The following is a 19,871-nucleotide window of genomic DNA, read 5'->3' as shown; positions in this document are numbered from 1 at the left end:
CCCGGTGTTAGCATGATCAGAACAGGAAGTCGGCCTCGGTCAATTCCGAGAACTGGCCGGTCAGGGTGATCTCGGTCTGACCAAATGCGACATGGGCAAAGCCGTCTGTCGGCGCGGTTATTGTCAACTCGGCAAAGCTGACGCCAGCGCCGGAGAGGTCCAGACGGTCGGCGCCTGCCTGAAAGTCCAGCACATGATCATGACCAGCGGTTGCCGCGAACACGAACACATCATCACCGCTGCCGCCGATCAGCATGTCATGCCCGGCGCCCCCTTCAAGCCGGTCGTCGCCCCGGCCGCCCTTTAGCAGGTCGTGCCCCGCGCCGCCCTCGAGCGTGTCATCACCGCGCCCGCCGCTCAGCTGGTCGCTGCCTGCACCGCCCGAGAGCTGGTCATCGCCCCGGCCCCCGTCAAGCAGATCGTGCCCGGCGCCACCCTCCAGCGTGTCGTCACCGCGCCCGCCGCTCAGCTGGTCGCTGCCCGCACCGCCCGAGAGCTGATCATCGCCCCGGCCCCCGTCGAGCAGGTCGTGCCCGGCACCGCCCTCCAACGTGTCATCACCGCGTCCGCCGTTCAGCTGGTCGCTGCCCGCGCCGCCCGAGAGCTGGTCATCGCCCCGCCCCCCGTCGAGCACGTCATGCCCATCGCCGCCCTCCAGCGCGTCATCGCCATCCCGGCCGCCCAAACGGTCATTGCCGCCGCCACCGCTGATGCGGTCGTCACCGTATGCGCCGAACAACCCGTCATTCCCGCCCAGGCCGATCAGCCGGTTATCGGCATCCTGTGGGCCGGCCTGGACCGTCTCGCCCCCGTCACCAAGGCGCGTGTCATGAAGGATGTCGATCCATTCGCCACCCGCATCGGCCACGCGCAGCACCGATCCGTCGGAGAAACTCAACTGTGCCTCGTCAAACCCGGCCATGTCACCGGCAAACGACAGCGAGACATCCCCCTTGGTCAGCACCGTTTCAACCGCACCCGTGGCCGAGGTATCCTGATACAGGTCGACCTCTGCGGCGGATCCTTCGATGGTGAAACTGTCATCGGTGGGATCGAAGCTGGCCCAGTGACCATCGCTGAATATCAGCTCGAAGGCGGTCAGCACCAGCGTCGAGGGCTCGACCCCCGAATGGGTCACAGCGACCGAGACGATGGTGCCGCTTTCCACATGCAGGATGGTACCGGAATTGGTGCCCAGCGTGCCGCCAAAAAACCCCACGAAATGCTGGCCGTTGAGTTCCGTGGCGCCAAGCCCCAGCCCGTTGCCATTGCCGCTGGGCTGGTTGTCGCCGTCGCGGTAATCCGTCATCTGCGCCAGCATCTCGGGCGACAGAAGCGTCTTGGAGACCAGAAGCGCGTCAAGAAACCGGATCATGTCGGCGGTGGTCGAGACCACTCCACCGGCGCCGCCCAGATTGATCGGCACATTGGTGACCTCAAGCGGCGTCCCGTCCGGCAGGGTGGCATAGGAATGCAGGATGTCGGCGGGCCGCTCCAGCGCACCCGGCAGGGTATCATCCATCCCCAGCGGGTCAAAGATGCGGGTTGTCAGCTCGTGCCCCATGCTGTTGCCGGTGACCTTTTCGATCAGTTTCTCGAGCAGCAGAAAGTTGGTGTTGGAATACTCATACCCCTGCCCCGGCGCAAATGCCGCCGGATGCCCGGCGGCAATGTCCAGCATCTCGTCGGGCCCCTGCGGCACATCCGGATTGGCGATGATATTCTCGATAAATACCGGCAGGCCGCTATCGCCCATGACGGTGTCGAAATCGGGAATGCCCGACCGGTTGGCCAGCAGATGCCGGATGGTGGCGGTTTCGAGATTGGCGATATCGGGCAGGCCCGACAGGTCAAGATGGTCGCTGAGCTTGTCGTCAAGCGCGACCTTGCCCTCCTGCACCAGTTGCAGCACCAGGACGGCGGTCATCATCTTGCTTTGCGAGCCGACCTCGAACCGGTCATCGGCGCTGGCCGGTTGGCCGCTGCCCAGTTCGGTTTCGCCATGGGCCTTGGCCACGCTAAGGCCCGCGCGCCAGACCTCCATCAGCGCGGCAGGGGCGGCTGTGTTGGCGGCGGCGAACTGGTCCAGCACCCGCTGCGGGGTCGCTTCAAACGCGTTGTTGTCGAGATATGACATCAAAAGGGTCCTTCTGGTTGGAGAGTGTCGATTTCCGCCCCACCAGAAGCAGACACACGCCCCGCCCGTCGTCTCTCCCTATAGGGGAGGACAGGCGGGACGCGCCTTGTTGACCGTTCCGCTTGGACTCAGCGGATGAGGGTCGTGCGTCTTAGCGCTGTTTTTCCTCGATAAATCCGCCGACGGCCTGGAGATTCTCAAATCCGATCTCGGCGCGGGCATCCGCCATCAGATCGGCCAGTGTCTGCCCTCGCAGCGCGGTGCGCCAGGCCTGTTCGGCGCTCAGCATGCGTCGTTTGATGAAACAATCCTTGCGATAGGCGCAGGGGTCGTTGCTGGTCACATCGCCCTTGCGCCGGATCTCGCGGCAGACAAAGGCCGGACCGGGGCCGTCCACCGCCTCGACCACATCCAGCAGCGAGACCTGCCGCGGCGCGCGCGCCAGACGGAACCCGCCGCGCGGCCCCGGCACCGCCTCGGTCACCCCGGCGGCGGTCAATGCGCGCATATGTTTGAGCAGGTAGCTTTCCGAGACACCATGCAGGGCCGCCAGATCGCGGCCTGACAGGACCTTGCCCTCTGGAAGCTCTGCCAGAACCGCCGCGCAATGCAGCGCCGCCTCTACCCCGTCACCCAATCTCCGCATGCCCTGCCTCCTCTCTGGGTTTGCCGATCCCGCTTGCCATGGCTATTCATGGATATAAACTATCTACGATTCGTTCGCAACCATCCCATGAAAGGACATGCAACCATGCGCTTCAACTTCACCAAGGAAACACCCCAGGTCTATGACGCCATGCTGGCGCTCAACACCGCCATCTCGCAGGCCAATCCCGACAGCCGCCTGGTTCACCTGACCAAGATCCGAGCATCGCAGATCAACGGCTGTGCCTATTGCGTCAACATGCATGTGAAAGAGGCGCAGCAAGACGGGCTGCCCGACATGCTGCTGCACCTGATCGCGGTCTGGCGCGAAACAAGTGCCTTCACCGCCCGCGACCGGGCCGCGCTGGCCTGGGCCGAAACGCTGACCCGGCTGGAAGACTCCGAAGTTTCGCAGGCCGATTTCGACGCCGCGCGCGCCGAGTTTTCGGAACAGGAGGTGGCCGCCCTCACCGCCTCGATCGCGATGATCAATCTGTGGAACCGAATGGCAATCAGCGCCCATCTACCGGTCTGAACGTCTCCGGCCCCTCATCCGGCAGCCTCCACGCCGGATGAGGGCGCCAGGAGCGCGCCGTTTCCGGGTTAAGAACGGGGCAAAGGGCAGGACGGACCCGAGAACAAACCGCGCCGGTCGCGCATCCCGCGCAACTGCCGTTTCGAAATGTCAGAAGGGGTTTGGGCATTCATGCCGGCTCTAGGAGCCAATGGTGCGGTCGAGAAGACTCGAACTTCCACGGGTGTTACCCCACAGCGACCTCAACGCTGCGCGTCTACCAATTCCGCCACGACCGCACTGCCAGTGACTTGGTAGAGCGGCGTATAGACGAGGGTCGGCGCGATGTGAAGAGACAAAAACACATGACTTTGATTTCTTGACCGGCGCCCTATCTGCTAGCGCAGAACAGCATGTATCCAATCCCCAGGAGCCCGCCGATGACCGCCCACCCCCCTCGCCCCGAACTTCAGATCGACATCGTCTCGGACGTGGTCTGCCCCTGGTGCATCGTCGGGTTTCGCCAGCTGGATCAAGCGCTTGCGGCGACCGGCGTGCTGGCGCGGCTGCGGTGGCATCCGTTCGAGCTGAACCCGCAGATGGGCCCCGAGGGGCAGAACCTGCGCGAACATATCATGGAGAAATACGGCTCGACGCCAGAGCAGAGCGCCGAGGCGCGCGCCCGGTTGACGGCAATCGGGGCCGAGCTGGGGTTCACCTTCAACTTCACCGATGACAGCCGCATCGTGAACACCTTTGCCGCGCATCAACTGCTCGACTGGGCCGAGGGCCAAGGCCGTCAGCACCCGCTGAAACAGGCGCTGTTTGCGGCCTATTTCACCGATGGGCGCGATGTGTCCGACCTGTCGGTGTTGCTTGACGCGGTCGAGGCGGCCGGGTTGGACCGGGAGGCCGCGCAAACGGCGCTGACTTCGGGCGCGCATCAGGCACCGGTGCGCGAGAAACAGAAGTTCTGGGCACAGCACGGGATTTCCGGCGTGCCCTCGATGGTGTTTGGCGGCAAATACCTGCTGACCGGCGCGCAGGGGGCCGACACCTATGCGCAGGTGATCCAGCGGTGTCTGGCCGAAGCGGCCTAGGGTCGCCCCCCTTCCCCTGCCCCAGTCGCCGCGATATGACAGCGCCATGGAATGGAAGATCACCGACGGGCTGACCGATTACGACGCGGCCGTGGCCTTTATGGAGGCGCGCGCCGCGGCCATCGCGGCGGGCGAGGCCGAGGAATGTATCTGGCTGCTGGAGCATCCGCCGCTTTACACGGCGGGCACCTCTGCCCGGCCTGCCGATCTGACCGATCCCGACCGCTTTCCCGTCTATGAAAGCAAGCGCGGCGGCCAGTATACCTATCACGGCCCCGGTCAGCGGGTGGTCTATGTCATGCTCGACGTGGGCAAGCGCGGCCATGACGTGCGCCGTTTCGTCGAGCAGCTCGAGGAATGGGTGATCGCGGCCCTGGCCGAGTTCAACATTCGCGGCGAGATTCGCCCGGGCCGGGTCGGTGTCTGGGTCAGGCGCGAGGACAAGCCGCTGACCCTTGGCGGCCAACCCGCCGAGGACAAGATCGCCGCCATCGGCATCCGCCTGCGCAAATGGGTCAGCTTTCACGGCATCTCGATCAATGTGGAACCGGATCTGAGCCATTTCTCGGGCATCGTGCCCTGTGGCATCACCGAATACGGGGTGACCTCGCTGGTCGATCTGGGCCTGCCGGTGACCATGGGCGATGTGGACGTGGCCCTGCGCCAGAGCTTCGAACGGGTGTTCGGCGCCGATTGAGCGGCTCAGCGTGGGGGCAGCATCGCCTCGATCGCATCCAGCACCGCATCGGGGCGTTCATAGATCAGGAACTGCCCCACATCCTCGAACCGGCGGAAACTGGCGCCCGAAATGCTGGCCGCGAAACGGGCCGTTTCGGCCGCCGGCACCACCGGGTCGAGCGCGCCATGCAGATGCACCACCGGACAGGTGCCGCCATCGCTCAGGCGCTGCCAGGGGGACACCATGGTCAGCGCGTCGGCCTCGAACCCGGCGGTGCCGGATTGGGCCGCGAACCGGTATCCCGCATGCATCAGCGCGGCAAGCTCCAGCCGGTCGACCACCTGACGCTCGTGGCTGCCGGGCGGATAGAGCGCGTCCATGAAACGCCCCACCTCTTCACTGTCGATCAGGGCGATGCCGGCCCGCACGAAAAAGGGCAACAGGGCGGGTGTCCACCTTGCGGTCATCGCCATCATCCGTTGCCGGCGCGCCATGCCGCTGAGCTGCGCACGCCGCAACAGCGGGCCACTGGCGGCGACCGCGACCATACCCGCAAGGCGCGGATCGCCGCCCGCGCGCAGCACGTAGCCGGTCACCGCCCCGGCCATATGGCCCAGGATCGCCACCCTGTCCAAGGCGAAGCGATCGATCAGCTCGACAGCATGAGAGGCCATGGCCCGCAGCCCGGGCTCGACCCCCGCGACCGGTTCGGACAGGCCATAGCCGGGCCGCACCGGCGCCAGCACCCGCAATCCGCGCCGGGCGAAGTCATGCTTGAGATATTCCAGCGGGGCCATCCCGTCGAGCATGCCATGCAGGTAGAGAACCGGCCGCCCGCGGGGATCGCCGCATTGATAGAGCTGCATCCTGAGCCCGGTGCCCATGTCCAGCACATCGTCGTTCAGGTCGACCGCCCCGGGATGCCCGCCCAGCCGCAGCTGATTGCCACGGTCGATCAGAAAGGCGACCAGCCGGATCAGGTCCACCTGCCCCGGCGCGCCGGTCTTGGCCAGCACCGATTTCGCCTGATTGCGCACCGTATGTTCGGACCGCCCCGAGCTCTGGGCGATCTCGCGCAGGCTGCGCCCCTCCATCAGGTTGCGCACGATCTCGACCTCGGCGGGTGACAGGCCGAACGAGGCCACCAGCACCCGCTCGGCCGCCGGGGTCCATTGATAATCAAGCCCCTCGATCATCACCTGGCCAGCGCCGTCCGGGCAGGTGATCACCCGCGCGATCAGATGACGTGGCCGGATATCGGTGGTCAGCACCACCGCCGGAACCCGGAGATCGCCGCTGCGCGCGGCCTCGACCATCCGGTCGAGCATCTGCGCGCCGCTGCCGGCAAGATGGCCACTGACCAGCGAGAGGTCCCGGGCCCCGCCCAGCACCGTACGCGCCCGCGCGCTGGCGGCGCGCACCCTGCGGTCCGGCCCGGCCAGCATCACAAGACCCGGTGCCCCTTCGACCCGCAGCTCCAGTTCGGATTGCGGCGATTTGCGGCCCAGTTGTTCCAGGATCACATGGGCCCGTTGGAAATGTTTTTGCAGTTCGCGATCGAGATCGATATCCGTGGCGCTGCCCGTTTCGGGATCGGCATCGCGGGTCAGTGCATCTATATGCGCTTCCCACATCGCCATGACATGCTCATAGAGGTCGGGCCGCAGCACCGTCTCGTAGATTGCCGCAATCACCTGTTCCCGGCTGGGCGGCGTGAGATATGTCGCTTCGTCCCGGATCGTGTTTTCCTCTGCCTCTACTACAAGACTAGTACGTTCTTCGCAGGCGGCAATCACCCGAATGGGTCAGAGGGGAGAACCGTTTTTTTTCTGCAACGGCACAAAATGACCCAAATGGGTCATGTGAGGAAAAAACTCCTGTGGCAGGTTGAGCTTACCGTTCAGTGAGTGAGTGGTGTTTTCAGCAAGTCCGGCGCGGTTGCCAGTCCCCATGACGAGCGCTGTGCCTATTCTTCCGGTTCTGCCGTCCCGCCCCAAGCGGGACGGCAATTTCTTTTGCGGATGCGACTCAGGCGCTGCCAATCCGCTGTGCATCGTGACAGGCATGGGCGGCGCATTCCGTCTCGAGCGTGACATGGGCGATGCCGTGCTTGTCCTCCAGCAGGGTCTTGACCCGCGCCTTGATCGCATCGGCCTGTCCCCAGGCGCCGGGTTCGATCACCAGATGCGCGCTGAGCGCGGCCGCATTCTCCTGCAGGCTCCACAGATGTAACAGATGCAACGATTGCACGCCTTCGACGGCCTCGATCTCCCGGGCTACGGTCTCGGGCTCGTAGCCCGGCGGCGTGCCCAGCATCAGTACCCCGATGGCGGCGCCGATCTCGACCCAGACATGCCACAGGATATAGGCCGCGATCATCAGCGTCACCAGCGGGTCGACCCAGGTCCAGCCGAACCAGATCACCGCCGACCCCGCCACGATCACCGCAACCGAGCCCAGCGCATCGGCCAGGTTGTGCAGAAAGGCGGCGCGGATATTCATCGAGGTCTTGGCCATCGACCAGGTCAGCGCCGCCGTCACCAGATCGATGACCAGCGCCAGCGCGGCGATCCAGACCACCAGCCAGCCGTCGATGGGCTGCGGATCGAGAAAGCGCATGATTCCCTCGTAGACGAGGTAAAGCGCCAGCACGATCAGCGTGGTATAGTTGATCAGCGCCGCAATCACCTCGGCCCGGCCATAGCCATAGCTCATCCGCGCATCGGCCGGGCGCCGGGCGATACGACGGGCGCCAAAGGCGATGATCAGCGCCACCGCGTCCGAGAAATTGTGCAGCGCATCGGCGATCAGCGCCAGCGAGCCCGACAGGAGGCCCCCCACCACCTGCGCAAGGGTCAGCACCATGTTGACCGCAATCGCCCAGGTGATGCGCGCATCGCCGGCGGCCGGGTCGATATGGTGGTGGTGATGATGGTGATGATGCCCGTGGGCATGGGAATGGGCCGGTGCGGCCCCGTGATCGTGTGGCATGAGAAAGCGTTCCTGATTCCGGTTCGCTTTCCCACCTAATTGCTACAGCGGCTGTAGGTTCAAGAGGCGATCTGACTTTTCACCCCAGGGCGGCGCGAATCTTTTCAGCCTGTTCGGCAATCACCGCCATGTCACCCATCTGCCCCGGCGGGCGCAGGCGCTCGCCTTCGTGGCGTGGCAGGACATGGAAATGCAGGTGGAACACCTCTTGCCCGCCCGCCGCTTCGTTGAACTGCTGGATGGTCACGCCCTCGGCACCGAAGGCGGCCATCACCGCATGGCTCAGCTTTTGCACCGTCGCCATCACGGCGGCCAGCTGCGCGGGGCTGGCATCCAGCAGGTTGCGGCAGGGTGTCTTGGGGATCACCAGCAGATGCCCGTCGGCCCGCGGCATGATATCCATGAAGGCAAGCGTGTCGTCATCCTCATAGACCCGGGTCGAGGGGATCTCGCCCCTGAGGATCTTGGCAAAGATGTTGTCGGGATCATAGGCCATGGTCATCCGTCCTGTTCTGTACGTCGCCCGAGTAGTGGGCGAGGCATCCGATCTGGTCAAGCCGCCGCCATGGGTTTTTGCCGCCCCAACGGACCCCGGGTCGTGCGGCATCTCAGGGGAACCGAAAGGAAGGCAGAGGGCGTGAGCGGGTCCGGCCTTGATTAGGTTCGATGTAGAACCATATATAGTTCTACATCGAACCTAAGGAGCTTTCCCATGAAACGTAGAGGTTTTCTGAAACTTGCAGGTGGCGGCGTCATACTCGCGGCAGGCGGAGCGGCGTTGTTCGCGGCAACACGCAGCCCGGGCAAGGCGCTCGCACCTTGGGCGACAGCGGGTGGAACCGCCTATGCCGACCCGCGGATGAACGCGTTGTCTTATGCCATTCTCGCCCCAAACCCGCATAACCGGCAGCCCTGGCTGGTCTCGCTGGAGGGCGAGAAGACCGCCGTTCTGCGCTTTGATACCGAACGTCAGCTGCCCCATACGGACCCGTTCGACCGGCAATTGACGATCGGCCTGGGCTGCTTCCTCGAACTGATGGTGATGGCGGCGCAGGCAAACGGGTATGCCGTCACGCTCGACCTGTTCCCCGATGGCAGCTCCGAAACCGGCCTTGACGACCGGATCGTGGCCCGGGCCCGGTTCAGGGAGGATCCGACGCTGGCACCTGACCCGCTCTGGCCTTATGTGCCGGCACGGCGCTCGAACAAGGAACCCTTCGACACCGCGCGCGCAGTGTCCGCGACCGACCTCGACGCGCTCCTTGCCAGCACCAAACATGGCACCCGCCTTGGCGGGTCGGTCGCCCCGGACGAGATCGGCTTTTGGCGCGAGTTGTCGGCGCAGGCCCTGCGGATCGAAATCGAAACCCCGCGGACCTACAAGGAAAGCGTCGAGCTGTTCCGCATCGGCAAGGCGGAAATCAACGAGAACCCGGACGGGATCGACTTTTCCGGCCCGATGTTCGAATCCCTCCGGCTGGCGGGTCTTTTCGACCGCAACGTCGCGCTGGACACCGGCTCGGTAGCCTATTCGCAGGGGATCGAGGCTGTCATGGACAATTGCCGCAGTGCCATGGGGCATATCTGGATGACCACCGCCGCCAACACCCGTATGGATCAGATCGCCGCCGGTCGTGACTGGTTGCGGGCCAACCTCGCCGTGACCCGGGCCGGTCTTGGCGTGCAACCGCTCAGCCAGGCCTTGCAGGAATACCCGGAGATGGCAGAGCTGTATCACCGGGTTCACAACCGGCTGGCGCCGGATGGCGGCACGGTTCAAATGCTGGCGCGCATTGGCTATGGTCCGGATATTCCGGTCAGCCCCCGCTGGCCGATCGAGGCAAAGATGGTAACGGATTGAGCAAGAACGACAAAAGCGGCGAAGTCTCGGCAAGCGATATCTTCGCCTTTTTCAACGAGATCGGGATCATCAACCAGCTGTCCTCGACATTGCTGGCGCGGACACTGCCGCAGGGGGTCCACCCGTCGCATTTCGGGATCGTCAACCACCTGTATCGGCTGGGAGACGGCAAGACACCGATCAGCATCGCATCCGCGATGCAGGTCTCGAAGAACACCATGACCCATTCGCTCAGGGTACTGGTGGACCATGGCCTTGTCACCGTGGTCCCCAACCCCGGTGACGCGCGTGGCAAGCTGGTGTTTCTGACGCCCGAGGGGCGGCGCTTTCGCGAGGAGTCCATCCAGCGCGTCGCCGCGCGCTTTGGGCATCTGTTCAAGCCCGAACATGTCGAGGCGATGCTGCGCATCCGCGAGGATCTGAGCAGTATCCGCCGCCATCTCGACGAAAACCGCTGATCCTGTCTGCCAATGGCGGCGCCTCTCGGTCGCATGTTGTCGGGCCGGTCCGTTTCGCGCCCGAAAGGCGACCCAAGGCGGCAAGAGCGGTCGTCATTCAAGAGGGGTGCGGCCATTTATCTTGATCCAGATCAAACTCGGCCATTGATGCGCCCTGCCTCACATTCTAAAACCGCAAGGAATCCGCGCGGCCCGGAGCGTTTCGGCTGTGCGTAGAAATCTGCAAGGAGGCACCTAAATGGCAGACGCAGCCATTCATGGTCACGGGCATGAGGACAATCGCGGTTTCTTTACCCGCTGGTTCATGTCGACCAACCACAAGGACATCGGGATCCTGTACCTGATCTTTTCGGCGCTGGCCGGTCTGATCTCGGTGCTGATGACCGTCTACATGCGGCTCGAACTGATGGAGCCGGGCGTTCAGTACATGTGTCTGGAAGGCTTCATGGCCGATCCCTGCACGCCGAACGGCCATCTGTGGAACGTGATGATCACCTATCACGGCGTCCTGATGATGTTCTTTGTCGTCATCCCGGCCCTGTTCGGCGGTTTCGGCAACTTCTTCATGCCGCTGCAGATCGGTGCGCCGGACATGGCGTTCCCGCGCATGAACAACCTCAGCTTCTGGCTCTATGTCGCCGGCACCTCGCTGGGCGTGGCCTCGATGCTGACGCCGGGTGGCAACGACCAGCTGGGCTCGGGCGTGGGCTGGGTTCTGTACCCGCCGCTGTCGACGACCGAAGGCGGCATGTCGATGGATCTGGCAATCTTTGCCGTGCACCTGTCGGGCGCCTCCTCGATCCTGGGTGCGATCAACATGATCACCACCTTCCTGAACATGCGCGCGCCGGGGATGACCCTGTTCAAGGTACCGCTGTTCGCATGGTCGATCTTCGTGACCGCCTGGCTGATCCTGCTGTCGCTGCCGGTTCTTGCCGGCGCCATCACCATGCTGCTGATGGACCGCAACTTCGGCTTCACCTTCTTTGATCCGGCAGGCGGCGGCGACCCGATCCTGTACCAGCACATCCTGTGGTTCTTCGGCCACCCGGAAGTGTACATCGTGATCCTGCCCGGCTTCGGCATCATCTCCCACGTGATCGCCACCTTCTCGCGCAAGCCCGTCTTCGGCTATCTGCCGATGGTCTGGGCGATCATCGCGATCGGCGTTCTGGGCTTCGTCGTCTGGGCGCACCACATGTACACCGTCGGCATGAGCCTCAACCAGCAGGCCTATTTCATGCTGGCCACGATGGTCATCGCGGTACCCACCGGGGTGAAGGTGTTCAGCTGGATCGCCACAATGTGGGGCGGCTCGATCGAGTTCAAGACGCCGATGCTGTTCGCCTTCGGCTTCCTGTTCCTGTTCACCGTGGGCGGCGTGACCGGCGTGGTGCTCAGCCAGGCGGCCGTGGACCGGGCCTATCACGACACCTATTACGTGGTTGCGCACTTCCACTATGTGATGAGCCTGGGTGCCGTGTTCGCCATCTTCGCCGGCATGTATTTCTACTTTGCCAAGATGACGGGCCGCCAGTACTCCGAGTTCTGGGGCAAGATCCACTTCTGGATGTTCTTCATCGGCGCAAACCTGACCTTCTTCCCCCAGCACTTCCTGGGCCGTCAGGGCATGCCGCGCCGCTACATCGACTACCCGGAAGCCTTTGCCTATTGGAACAAGATCTCGTCCTATGGCGCGTTCATCTCCTTCGCTTCGTTCTTGCTGTTCTTCGGCATCGTGTTCTATGCGCTGACCCGTGGCGCCCGCGAAACCCGCAACAACTACTGGAACGAGTATGCGGATACGCTGGAGTGGACGCTGCCCACCCCGCCGCCGGAACACACGTTCGAGACCCTGCCCAAGCAGGAAGACTGGGACAAGGGCCACGCGCACTAAGCGCCTGAGCCAAGGAAATCAGAAAGGCCCCCGGCGCAACCGCCCGGGGGCCTTTCTTTTTGTCTCATGCGCGCGGACATGACCGCCCCAGTTGCAAAATACCAACGTTGTGATCCGCAGACGGTCACAAATTCGTACCAGGGCTTGCGCCGCTGCGCCCAGTGTTGAAGATTTGCTGAAAATTAGAAGCAGATTTGAGGCAGATCATGAAAGCGACCTGGAGCGTCTTCTCCATGGTCAGGGAACCGGTTCATATCCTGGGCCGCTTCGTGGAGCACAACCTGAGTGCCGGCGCCAGTTATGTGCATCTTTTCTTCGATGATCCCGATGACCCGGCCTATGATACTTTCGCCAACCAGCCCGGCGTAATCGCTCAGCGCTGCGACAGCGCGTACTGGAGAGGTCTGAACCGGCGGCGCCCGCCCTATGTCGAGCGGCGCCAACTGGTCAATGGGCGCGTCGCCTATGAACGCTGCCTGACCGACTGGCAGGCGCATTTCGACGCCGACGAGTTGGTGGTGACACGGGACAGCGCGTTGGGTTCACAACTGGCCACCGTCCCCGACAGCCACCAGACGGCGCATCTGGGCACGCTCGAACCGATGGTCCCGCCCGAGGATCATGACGGGCCGGTTCCCTTTCGCCGCTCGGTCCGGCACCTGAAATTCCGCGCCCGCCTGCATGTCTATGGCGACGATCTGCAGGTGTTTCGCAACGGGCTGTTCGGGCATTACCAGGGCAAGTCGATCCTGCGCGCCGGGCTTCAGGGCTGGGGCCATGGCATCCACTTTCCCCGTCCCGCCTCGGCCGAGATCGAAAACGCCATTCATGAGATGGACAATGCCTGGATCGCGCATATGCATTGCGAGAACCGCGATCTGTGGGTGAACCGGACGCTGAACAAGATGCGCGACGGGTCGTATAACCTGCGCACCGGCAATTACGACATCCTGCCCTATGTGGCGCCCGAGGCGGCGGCGCTGGACAATCCCACCGAAGAGGATCTGCTGCAACTGCTCACCGGCTTTTACGACCGGGTCAGCGTGTTGTCCGAGGATCTGCGCCAGCGGATGGAGGATCTCGACCTGCTGCAATATCACGAGGTCAGGCTGCTGGACTAAAGCGGGGATGCAACCGTTCTGCGGCATCCGGGGCTCTGGACGGCGGCCGCGGACGTGATACCTAGACACCATGCCCTATGACTGGAAACGCACCGAAACCCGGCAAGAGCTGCGCCTGTGGCCGCATAATTCGCTGCCACCGCGCGGGGCGGCGGGGTTTGTCCTTCTGGTCTTTGCGCTCGGGCTGCTGCCGCTGATCGCGGTACTGGGGTCGCCGCTGCTCTGGGGGCTGTTGCCGTTCCTGTTGCTGGCGGTGGCCGGGCTGTGGCTGGCCATCGAGGCCAATTACCGCCAGCGCCGCATCCTCGAGGTGCTGACGCTCGACCCCGAGCGCGCGCATCTGGTGCGCCACAACCCGCGCGGCGCGGTGCAGGAATGGGATTGCAACCGCTATTGGGCGCGCGCCACCCTGCATGCCCATGGCGGGCCGGTGCCCCACTATGTGACCCTTCAGGGCTGCGGGCGCGAGGTCGAGATCGGCGCCTTTCTGTCCGAGGATGAGCGGATCGCGCTTTACGATGATCTGCGGGAGATGCTTTCGAAGTAGAAAGAAAAACGGACATGTATTGGCCCAAACCCGGCAGCAAGAGAGACCTCAAAAAACGTTGGCAAAAGCCGGACCGGATATTCTTTGGCTTTGGGGCCTGTCACATTCTGTGCGGAGCCTATCTGAAATGGCCCCCGCTGGAAGGGTTCTATGCCGAACAGATCCTGCCAGCTTCCGGGTTCCCTGGCAGTCATATCTATGCCACGGATGGGGTCGTAAGTTTCGACTATCACGGATATGCGCTGCGCGAAAACCTGCTGCGCCATTACGAAGCGGGATGGCAGGCACGCTATCCAGGTTGGACCGGACGCATTGAACTCGTCGATTTTGATTTGCTCGACACCACCGCACTGAACATGCGCAAGTTTTGGGGGCCAGATCAGTACCCGGGAGATGCTTTGAAGCGGGCTTACAACTCCATTGCTCGGATCGACCACGTCACCGCACGTAACAAAGCGCTACAAACTCGCCCGCGAAACGCGGTGATTGACAGGCCCGCTGCCGCAAGCTAGGCAAGCCACATGCAACAGACACGCGCCTTTATCAGCACCGTCTATTATCCGCCGTTCACATAACGGCGGCTGCATTTCCTGTTCAACCGCCGCGATCCGGCGGTCCGAACAGCTTCTCACATGACCACACGACCCGGCATCGCGGCCCCTTCGGAGCCTGTCATGTCCTGTCACCTTACCTTTCGCTCGGTCGGCCTTTTCGGTTTTGGCGCCTTTGGCCGGCTGATCGCGACGCATCTGACCCCGCATCTGCCCTGCCTGGTCCACGATCCCGCCCTGCCCGATGGTGCGAATCTTCCCGCAGGCCTCAGCATCGCCTCGCAGGCCGAGGCGGCGGGCTGCGATCTGGTCATTCTGGCGATGCCCGTGGCGGGCATCGCCGAGGCCTGCCGCGCCATCGCCCCGCATCTGCGCCCCGGCGCGGTGGTGGCCGATGTGGGCTCGGTCAAGATGACCCCGGCGGCGATCATGCAGGCGACCCTGCCCGGCCATGTAGCGCTGATCGGCACCCACCCCCTGTTCGGCCCGCAAAGCGCGCGACATGGCATCGCCGGGCACAAGATCGCGCTTTGCCCCTTGCGGGGTCGCGCCCATCTGCCGGTGGCCGCGTTCCTGCGCGCGCGGCTGGGGCTGCGGGTGATCCTGACCACACCCGAGGCCCATGACCGCGAGGCCGCCACGGTACAGGGGCTGACCCACCTGATCGCGCAGGCAATGAACCGGATGGGCCCCCTGCCCGACCGCATGACCACCGCCAGTTTCGATCTGCTGAAACAGGCGGTCGAGATGGTACGCCACGACCCGCCCGGCGTGCTGGCCGCCATCGAAAGCGCCAATCCCTTCGCCCCGCGCGTGCGTGAAGAATTCCTGGGCCTTATCGAGGGACTGGACCGCGCCTATGCGGGGCGAGACTAGTAAAGGCCCGCGCGGGCGCCAGCCCTTTGCGGTAAGTGGTGCAGTTGAGACCCTTGAAGGCTCGAAGCGCAATTGCCGCTTCGAGCCCTTGCGTGACATTGGTGCACATGCAGAAATGTTGCCGGAAAGGATACCCTAAGTATGGTAAATGAAGAAGCAAGGGTGGCGGCGGAAGGCATCTGGATGATCGCCTTTTTCAGCTTTATGGTTTTCGTTTTCTACAGACATTTTTTTGTTCAACCGTTTAACCATTGGGAACTTCTTGATCCAACTCACGAAAACTACAGGTTTAACCGGAAGGTGTTCTTGGTATTTGCAGCAATACTTTCAAGCGGTTTTCTGTTGTTTGCCGTATTTCCTCGCACATAAGCTTTGAGCGTGAGCGACACCTTTGGTAAATTGGTAGATTAGTGGCGGCTAAGTCCGCTTCACCGACATCCGACGCAGACAGCTCCCGAAGATATCTTCGCAAGCTGCTATTCGACATGGCGTCACGGCTACAATGCGACCGGCCCGACGTTGCACCATTTTCGCAAAGGCCCGCGCGGGCGGGCCTTTTCTATTGGTCCTCACAAGGTCGGATCAGCAATTGCCGGCGGCGCAGAGCTGATCCTTGACCATCGGGCCGACCTTGCCGAAATCCATCTGGCCGGTATAGCGCGCCTTCAGCTCGCCCATCACCTTGCCCATGTCGCGGATCGACCCGGCGCCGGTCGCAGTGATCGCGGCACGCACGGCGCTTTCGACCTCGTCCTCGTCCAGCTGCTTGGGCAGAAACTCCTCGATCACCGAGATTTCCTGACGCTCGCGCTCGGCCAGATCCAGCCGTCCGCCCTCTTCATAGGCGCGCGCGCTTTCCTGGCGCTGCTTGGTCATCTTGCCCAGAATGGCCAGAACCTCGGCATCGCCGCAACAGGCGGCCTCTTCATCGCCGCTGCCGCGCACCGCGATATCGCGATCCTTGATCGCCGCATTGATCAGGCGCAGGGTCGACAACCGATCGGCCGCCTTGTCCTTCATCGCCTGTTTCAGCGCGGTATTCACACGTGCCCGCATATCCATTGGAACTGCCCATCCCCTGACATTGTTCAAGTTCCCGAACATAGCGAAAGAAAAAGCACGACACAACCGGGGCGCAATATAGTTAAGTTATTGAAAAACAACAAAAGCACAAAAATTGATCAGGGTTGACCCAAGGCCACAAGACCCTTAGGTATGCGCCGATTTACCCAGAGATAGAGAGTCGCGCCATGGCCCAGAACCCCCTGTCCAAGCCCACCGCATGCCTGGTTCTGGCCGATGGAACAGTGTTTTACGGCACCGGCTTCGGCGCCACCGGCCAGACCGTGGCCGAGCTGTGCTTCAACACGGCGATGACCGGCTATCAAGAGATCATGACCGATCCCTCTTATGCGGGCCAGATCGTGACCTTCACCTTCCCCCATATCGGCAATGTAGGCGTCACCCCCGAAGATGACGAAACAACCGATCCGGTTGCCGCCGGCATGGTGGTGAAATGGGACCCGACCGCTGCCTCGAACTGGCGCGCCGCCGAAGAGCTCAAGGGCTGGCTGGCCCGGCGCGGTCGCATCGCCATCGGTGGTGTCGATACCCGCCGCCTGACCCGCGCCATCCGTCAGCAGGGCGCGCCGCATGTGGCCCTGGCCCACGATCCCGAAGGTAAGTTCGATCTGGCCGCCCTGATTGCCGCCGCGCGCGGCTTTGCCGGGCTCGAAGGCATGGACCTGGCCAAGGACGTCACCTGTGCCCAAAGCTATCGCTGGGACGAGATGCGCTGGGCCTGGCCCGAGGGTTATGCCCGGCAGGAGGCGCCCAAGCACAAGGTTGTCGCCATCGACTATGGTGCCAAGCGCAATATCCTGCGCTGCCTTGCCTCGTCGGGCTGTGACGTGACCGTGCTGCCCGCCACGGCCACCGCGGCCGAGGTGCTGGCCCATGCACCCGACGGCGTGTTCCTGTCCAACGGTCCCGGCGACCCGGCAGCGACAGGTGAATATGCCGTGCCGATGATCCGCGAGATCCTCGATACCACTTCCCTGCCCGTCTTTGGCATCTGCCTGGGACACCAGATGCTGGCGCTGGCGCTTGGCGGCCGCACCGTCAAGATGAACCACGGCCATCACGGTGCCAACCACCCGGTCAAGGACCTGGAAACCGGCAAGGTCGAGATCACCTCGATGAACCACGGCTTTGCCGTGGATGCGCAAAGCCTGCCCGAGGGGGTGGTGGAAACCCACCGCTCGCTGTTTGACGGCTCCAACTGCGGCATCCGCATGAGCGAGCGGCCTGTCTTCTCGGTGCAGTATCACCCCGAGGCCAGCCCGGGCCCGCAGGACAGCTTCTATCTGTTCGAACGCTTTGCCGCGGCAATGGATGCGCAAAAAGCGGAAGTCTGACAAAGAAGTTGTTTTCTCAGACGATTTTGTCTGCTGTTAACGCTCTATTAACCTGAATTGAGCAACCCTGACTGCCGGAACGGTTGTCGGGGCTGCACATCATGAGCGACCTACATCTCAGGCTAAGCTCTGCCAGCCTGGCCCATCCGGCGCCGGAACCGCATCTGCCGCTGGGGCGCTATCTGGTGCGCAGCGGGGTGATCAGCCAGGCGCAGCTGGTGCAGGCCCTGCAGATGCAACTGCGGCTCGATGCGCCGATTGGAGAGATCCTGATCGCCGAGGGCTGGGCCGAACCCAATGATATCCTGCGCGCGCTGGCCCTGCAGAACGGGGTGCAATGGGCCGATCTGGCCTCCGACCCGCCGCGCGCCGAACTCTGCGGTCTGATGCCGCTCGATTTCTGGCTGCGGCATGGGGCCATCCCCTGGATGCGTTTGGGGCCGATGGTGATCATCGCCACCGCCCGCCCCGACCGGTTCGACCAGTTGCGCGCCGAAATGGCGCAGACCGGCATCCTCCTGATGCCGGCACTTTCCAGCCGCGACCAGATCGACACCGCCCTGGCCCGGCATTACGCGCCGACCCTGGCACAACTGGCCGAAACCCGGGTCGCGCCGCTCTACAGCTGCCGTACCTGGAACTGGCGCAGCCGGATCGCGGGCAGTGTGGTCCTGCTTTCACTGCTGATCCTGCTGCTGCTGGCACCGATAAAGGGCCTTACCCTGCTGTTTCTGGCCGCGGTGTTCACCTTGTCCTTGTTCGCTGGCCTCAAGGCGGTGGCCCTGTTGGCGCATCTGATGAACCAGTCCCATTTGACCGCGCCGCATGCCCCCGGGCTGGCCGCAGAGATCCAGGGCCTGCGACTGCCCAAGATCTCGGTCCTGGTACCGCTTTACAAGGAGCGCGAGATCGCCACCGCGCTGGTTACCCGGCTCAGCCGGCTGACCTATCCCAAGGCGCTGCTGGATGTCATTCTGGTGCTCGAGGAAAAGGACGAAGTGACCCGCCAGACCCTGTCCCAATGCACCCTACCGGCCTGGATGCGGGTGATCGAGGTTCCCGGCCATCAGGGGCTCACAACCAAGCCGCGGGCGATGAACTATGCGCTCGATTTCTGCCGGGGCGAGATCGTCGGCGTCTGGGATGCCGAGGACGCGCCGGTGGCCGACCAGCTCGAACATGTGGCGGCCCATTTCGCCCAGGCGCCCCAGGAGGTGGTCTGCCTGCAGGGCATCCTCGATTACTACAACCCGCGCAGCAGCTGGCGGGCGCGCTGTTTCACCATCGAATATGCCAGCTGGTTCCGCATCGTCCTGCCCGGAATCGCCCGTCTGGGCCTGGTGGTGCCGCTGGGCGGAACGACCCTGTTCTTCCGCCGCCGCGTGCTTGAGGAGCTGGGCGGCTGGGACGCCCATAACGTGACCGAGGATGCCGACCTGGGCGTGCGCCTCTGCCGGGCCGGATACCGGACCGAACTGATCGACACGGTGACCTATGAAGAGGCGAATTTCCGCCCCTGGCCCTGGGTCAAGCAGCGCTCGCGCTGGCTCAAGGGGTTCATGGTCACCTATCTGGTGCATATGCGCGCGCCGCTGCGCCTGTGGTCCGATCTGGGCACGCGGCGGTTTCTGGGGGTTCAGGCGTTTTTCCTTGGAACGCTGGGCCAGTTCCTGCTGGCGCCGGTGCTGTGGTCCTTCTGGCTGATCCTGTTCGGTCTGCCCCATCCCATGGAGGGTGTCTTGTCGGCGCCGGTGCTGTTCCTGTGCACCGCGATTTTCGGGGCGACCGAGCTTCTGGGGCTGGCAATCGGGTTGGTCGCCGTGTCCGGCGCCCAGCGGCGGTTCCTGATCCCCTGGGCGCTGACCATGCCGCTATACTTTCCACTCGGTGTGCTGGCGGCCTACAAGGCGCTCTACGAGTTGATGGTCAATCCCTATTTTTGGGACAAGACCCAGCACGGCCAGGCCTGCGAGGAAAAACCAGCCCCGCCGCCGGGCAGTTCCCTGGAGGGCGCGCGCCAACAGGGTTTTCATTAAAACCCTGTCAGCAGGATTTCGTCGAAATCCTGCCCCCCACC

19 protein-coding genes and 1 tRNA gene are annotated in these 19,871 nt (G+C 63.5%); 13 read left to right on the top strand and 7 right to left on the bottom strand.

Annotated features, from left to right (window positions below):
- Positions 1 to 16: 16 nt before the first annotated feature.
- Positions 17 to 2,137: a serine hydrolase gene (locus SPO_RS22150; RefSeq protein ID WP_051420330.1), complete on the bottom strand. Its 2,121-nt coding sequence runs from the start codon at positions 2,135 to 2,137 to the stop codon at positions 17 to 19.
- 151 nt (positions 2,138 to 2,288) lie between these two features.
- Positions 2,289 to 2,783, bottom strand: a complete 495-nt coding sequence (locus tag SPO_RS07110) for an RrF2 family transcriptional regulator (RefSeq protein ID WP_011047130.1) — start codon at positions 2,781 to 2,783, stop codon at positions 2,289 to 2,291.
- Between the two features lie 87 nt (positions 2,784 to 2,870).
- On the opposite strand from SPO_RS07110, the gene SPO_RS07105 reads away from it, so the two are divergent.
- Complete coding sequence (locus SPO_RS07105; protein WP_011047129.1) at positions 2,871 to 3,317, top strand: carboxymuconolactone decarboxylase family protein; 447 nt, start codon at positions 2,871 to 2,873, stop codon at positions 3,315 to 3,317.
- 191 nt (positions 3,318 to 3,508) lie between these two features.
- Here the strand turns inward: SPO_RS07105 and SPO_RS07100 are convergent.
- Positions 3,509 to 3,595 (bottom strand) — tRNA-Leu (locus SPO_RS07100).
- 141 nt (positions 3,596 to 3,736) lie between these two features.
- On the opposite strand from SPO_RS07100, the gene SPO_RS07095 reads away from it, so the two are divergent.
- Both SPO_RS07095 and lipB read left to right on the top strand, forming a co-directional pair.
- On the top strand, positions 3,737 to 4,396 hold the full coding sequence (locus tag SPO_RS07095; RefSeq protein ID WP_011047128.1) for a DsbA family oxidoreductase: 660 nt from the start codon (positions 3,737 to 3,739) through the stop codon (positions 4,394 to 4,396).
- Positions 4,397 to 4,442: 46 nt separating this feature from the next.
- Positions 4,443 to 5,093 carry a lipoyl(octanoyl) transferase LipB gene (gene lipB, locus SPO_RS07090; protein WP_011047127.1) on the top strand — a complete coding sequence of 217 codons (651 nt, stop codon included), beginning with the start codon at positions 4,443 to 4,445 and terminating at the stop codon, positions 5,091 to 5,093.
- A gap of 5 nt (positions 5,094 to 5,098) precedes the next feature.
- Here lipB and SPO_RS07085 read toward each other — a convergent pair whose 3' ends face one another.
- The 3 genes from SPO_RS07085 to SPO_RS07075 form a co-directional block, all read right to left on the bottom strand.
- The gene (locus SPO_RS07085; protein ID WP_011047126.1) at positions 5,099 to 6,871 is read right to left on the bottom strand and encodes an alpha/beta fold hydrolase; all 1,773 of its coding nucleotides are present in this window, start codon (positions 6,869 to 6,871) and stop codon (positions 5,099 to 5,101) included.
- 232 nt (positions 6,872 to 7,103) lie between these two features.
- Positions 7,104 to 8,066, bottom strand: a complete 963-nt coding sequence (locus SPO_RS07080) for a cation diffusion facilitator family transporter (protein WP_011047125.1) — start codon at positions 8,064 to 8,066, stop codon at positions 7,104 to 7,106.
- Positions 8,067 to 8,145: 79 nt separating this feature from the next.
- The gene (locus SPO_RS07075) at positions 8,146 to 8,568 is read right to left on the bottom strand and encodes an HIT family protein (protein WP_011047124.1); all 423 of its coding nucleotides are present in this window, start codon (positions 8,566 to 8,568) and stop codon (positions 8,146 to 8,148) included.
- Between the two features lie 210 nt (positions 8,569 to 8,778).
- Here SPO_RS07075 and SPO_RS07070 point away from each other — a divergent pair, with 210 nt between their 5' ends.
- The 8 genes from SPO_RS07070 (at position 8,779) to SPO_RS07035 (ending at position 15,746) form a co-directional block, all read left to right on the top strand.
- Positions 8,779 to 9,927: an Acg family FMN-binding oxidoreductase gene (locus SPO_RS07070; protein WP_011047123.1), complete on the top strand. Its 1,149-nt coding sequence runs from the start codon at positions 8,779 to 8,781 to the stop codon at positions 9,925 to 9,927.
- A complete protein-coding gene (locus SPO_RS07065) occupies positions 9,924 to 10,385 on the top strand; it encodes a MarR family winged helix-turn-helix transcriptional regulator (RefSeq protein ID WP_011047122.1) in 462 nt (153 codons plus the stop codon). The genes SPO_RS07070 and SPO_RS07065 overlap by 4 nt, the downstream gene beginning before the upstream one ends.
- Positions 10,386 to 10,623: 238 nt before the next feature.
- The gene (ctaD, locus tag SPO_RS07060; RefSeq protein WP_011047121.1) at positions 10,624 to 12,282 is read left to right on the top strand and encodes a cytochrome c oxidase subunit I; all 1,659 of its coding nucleotides are present in this window, start codon (positions 10,624 to 10,626) and stop codon (positions 12,280 to 12,282) included.
- Between the two features lie 206 nt (positions 12,283 to 12,488).
- A complete protein-coding gene (locus tag SPO_RS07055; RefSeq protein WP_044028072.1) occupies positions 12,489 to 13,403 on the top strand; it encodes a glycosyltransferase family 2 protein in 915 nt (304 codons plus the stop codon).
- Between the two features lie 70 nt (positions 13,404 to 13,473).
- The gene (locus SPO_RS07050) at positions 13,474 to 13,950 is read left to right on the top strand and encodes a DUF2244 domain-containing protein (protein WP_011047119.1); all 477 of its coding nucleotides are present in this window, start codon (positions 13,474 to 13,476) and stop codon (positions 13,948 to 13,950) included.
- 14 nt (positions 13,951 to 13,964) lie between these two features.
- Positions 13,965 to 14,462 carry a hypothetical protein gene (locus SPO_RS07045; protein ID WP_011047118.1) on the top strand — a complete coding sequence of 166 codons (498 nt, stop codon included), beginning with the start codon at positions 13,965 to 13,967 and terminating at the stop codon, positions 14,460 to 14,462.
- Between the two features lie 162 nt (positions 14,463 to 14,624).
- Complete coding sequence (locus tag SPO_RS07040) at positions 14,625 to 15,377, top strand: prephenate dehydrogenase (protein WP_044028071.1); 753 nt, start codon at positions 14,625 to 14,627, stop codon at positions 15,375 to 15,377.
- A 141-nt stretch (positions 15,378 to 15,518) separates the two neighbouring features.
- Complete coding sequence (locus tag SPO_RS07035) at positions 15,519 to 15,746, top strand: hypothetical protein (protein ID WP_044028070.1); 228 nt, start codon at positions 15,519 to 15,521, stop codon at positions 15,744 to 15,746.
- A 213-nt stretch (positions 15,747 to 15,959) separates the two neighbouring features.
- Here SPO_RS07035 and SPO_RS07030 read toward each other — a convergent pair whose 3' ends face one another.
- A complete protein-coding gene (locus SPO_RS07030) occupies positions 15,960 to 16,439 on the bottom strand; it encodes a GatB/YqeY domain-containing protein (RefSeq protein WP_011047116.1) in 480 nt (159 codons plus the stop codon).
- Between the two features lie 188 nt (positions 16,440 to 16,627).
- On the opposite strand from SPO_RS07030, the gene carA reads away from it, so the two are divergent.
- Together carA and SPO_RS07020 are read left to right on the top strand one after the other, a co-directional pair.
- The gene (carA, locus tag SPO_RS07025; protein WP_011047115.1) at positions 16,628 to 17,794 is read left to right on the top strand and encodes a glutamine-hydrolyzing carbamoyl-phosphate synthase small subunit; all 1,167 of its coding nucleotides are present in this window, start codon (positions 16,628 to 16,630) and stop codon (positions 17,792 to 17,794) included.
- Positions 17,795 to 17,895: 101 nt separating this feature from the next.
- On the top strand, positions 17,896 to 19,830 hold the full coding sequence (locus SPO_RS07020; RefSeq protein WP_051420428.1) for a glycosyltransferase family 2 protein: 1,935 nt from the start codon (positions 17,896 to 17,898) through the stop codon (positions 19,828 to 19,830).
- Positions 19,831 to 19,871: the final 41 nt, after the last annotated feature.

The sequence above is a fragment of the Ruegeria pomeroyi DSS-3 genome, assembly GCF_000011965.2.
Taxonomy (GTDB): Bacteria; Pseudomonadota; Alphaproteobacteria; order Rhodobacterales; family Rhodobacteraceae; genus Ruegeria_B; species Ruegeria_B pomeroyi.
Note: the sequence above shows the minus strand (reverse complement) of the source record. Positions and strands in the feature narration are given on the sequence as shown.

Excerpts from the sequence above, each read along its gene's own strand:
- SPO_RS07080 (WP_011047125.1), bottom strand. The coding sequence starts at position 8,066 with ATGCCACACGATCACGGGGCCGCACCGGCCCATTCCCATGCCCACGGG.
- ctaD (WP_011047121.1), top strand. The coding sequence starts at position 10,624 with ATGGCAGACGCAGCCATTCATGGTCACGGGCATGAGGACAATCGCGGT.
- SPO_RS07020 (WP_051420428.1), top strand. The coding sequence starts at position 17,896 with ATGAGCGACCTACATCTCAGGCTAAGCTCTGCCAGCCTGGCCCATCCG.
- SPO_RS07095 (WP_011047128.1), top strand. The coding sequence starts at position 3,737 with ATGACCGCCCACCCCCCTCGCCCCGAACTTCAGATCGACATCGTCTCG.
- SPO_RS07110 (WP_011047130.1), bottom strand. The coding sequence starts at position 2,783 with ATGCGGAGATTGGGTGACGGGGTAGAGGCGGCGCTGCATTGCGCGGCG.
- SPO_RS22150 (WP_051420330.1), bottom strand. The coding sequence starts at position 2,137 with ATGTCATATCTCGACAACAACGCGTTTGAAGCGACCCCGCAGCGGGTG.
- SPO_RS07070 (WP_011047123.1), top strand. The coding sequence starts at position 8,779 with ATGAAACGTAGAGGTTTTCTGAAACTTGCAGGTGGCGGCGTCATACTC.
- SPO_RS07030 (WP_011047116.1), bottom strand. The coding sequence starts at position 16,439 with ATGGATATGCGGGCACGTGTGAATACCGCGCTGAAACAGGCGATGAAG.
- SPO_RS07055 (WP_044028072.1), top strand. The coding sequence starts at position 12,489 with ATGAAAGCGACCTGGAGCGTCTTCTCCATGGTCAGGGAACCGGTTCAT.
- SPO_RS07050 (WP_011047119.1), top strand. The coding sequence starts at position 13,474 with ATGCCCTATGACTGGAAACGCACCGAAACCCGGCAAGAGCTGCGCCTG.
- SPO_RS07105 (WP_011047129.1), top strand. The coding sequence starts at position 2,871 with ATGAAAGGACATGCAACCATGCGCTTCAACTTCACCAAGGAAACACCC.
- SPO_RS07075 (WP_011047124.1), bottom strand. The coding sequence starts at position 8,568 with ATGACCATGGCCTATGATCCCGACAACATCTTTGCCAAGATCCTCAGG.
- carA (WP_011047115.1), top strand. The coding sequence starts at position 16,628 with ATGGCCCAGAACCCCCTGTCCAAGCCCACCGCATGCCTGGTTCTGGCC.
- SPO_RS07040 (WP_044028071.1), top strand. The coding sequence starts at position 14,625 with ATGTCCTGTCACCTTACCTTTCGCTCGGTCGGCCTTTTCGGTTTTGGC.
- SPO_RS07045 (WP_011047118.1), top strand. The coding sequence starts at position 13,965 with ATGTATTGGCCCAAACCCGGCAGCAAGAGAGACCTCAAAAAACGTTGG.
- lipB (WP_011047127.1), top strand. The coding sequence starts at position 4,443 with ATGGAATGGAAGATCACCGACGGGCTGACCGATTACGACGCGGCCGTG.
- SPO_RS07035 (WP_044028070.1), top strand. The coding sequence starts at position 15,519 with ATGGTAAATGAAGAAGCAAGGGTGGCGGCGGAAGGCATCTGGATGATC.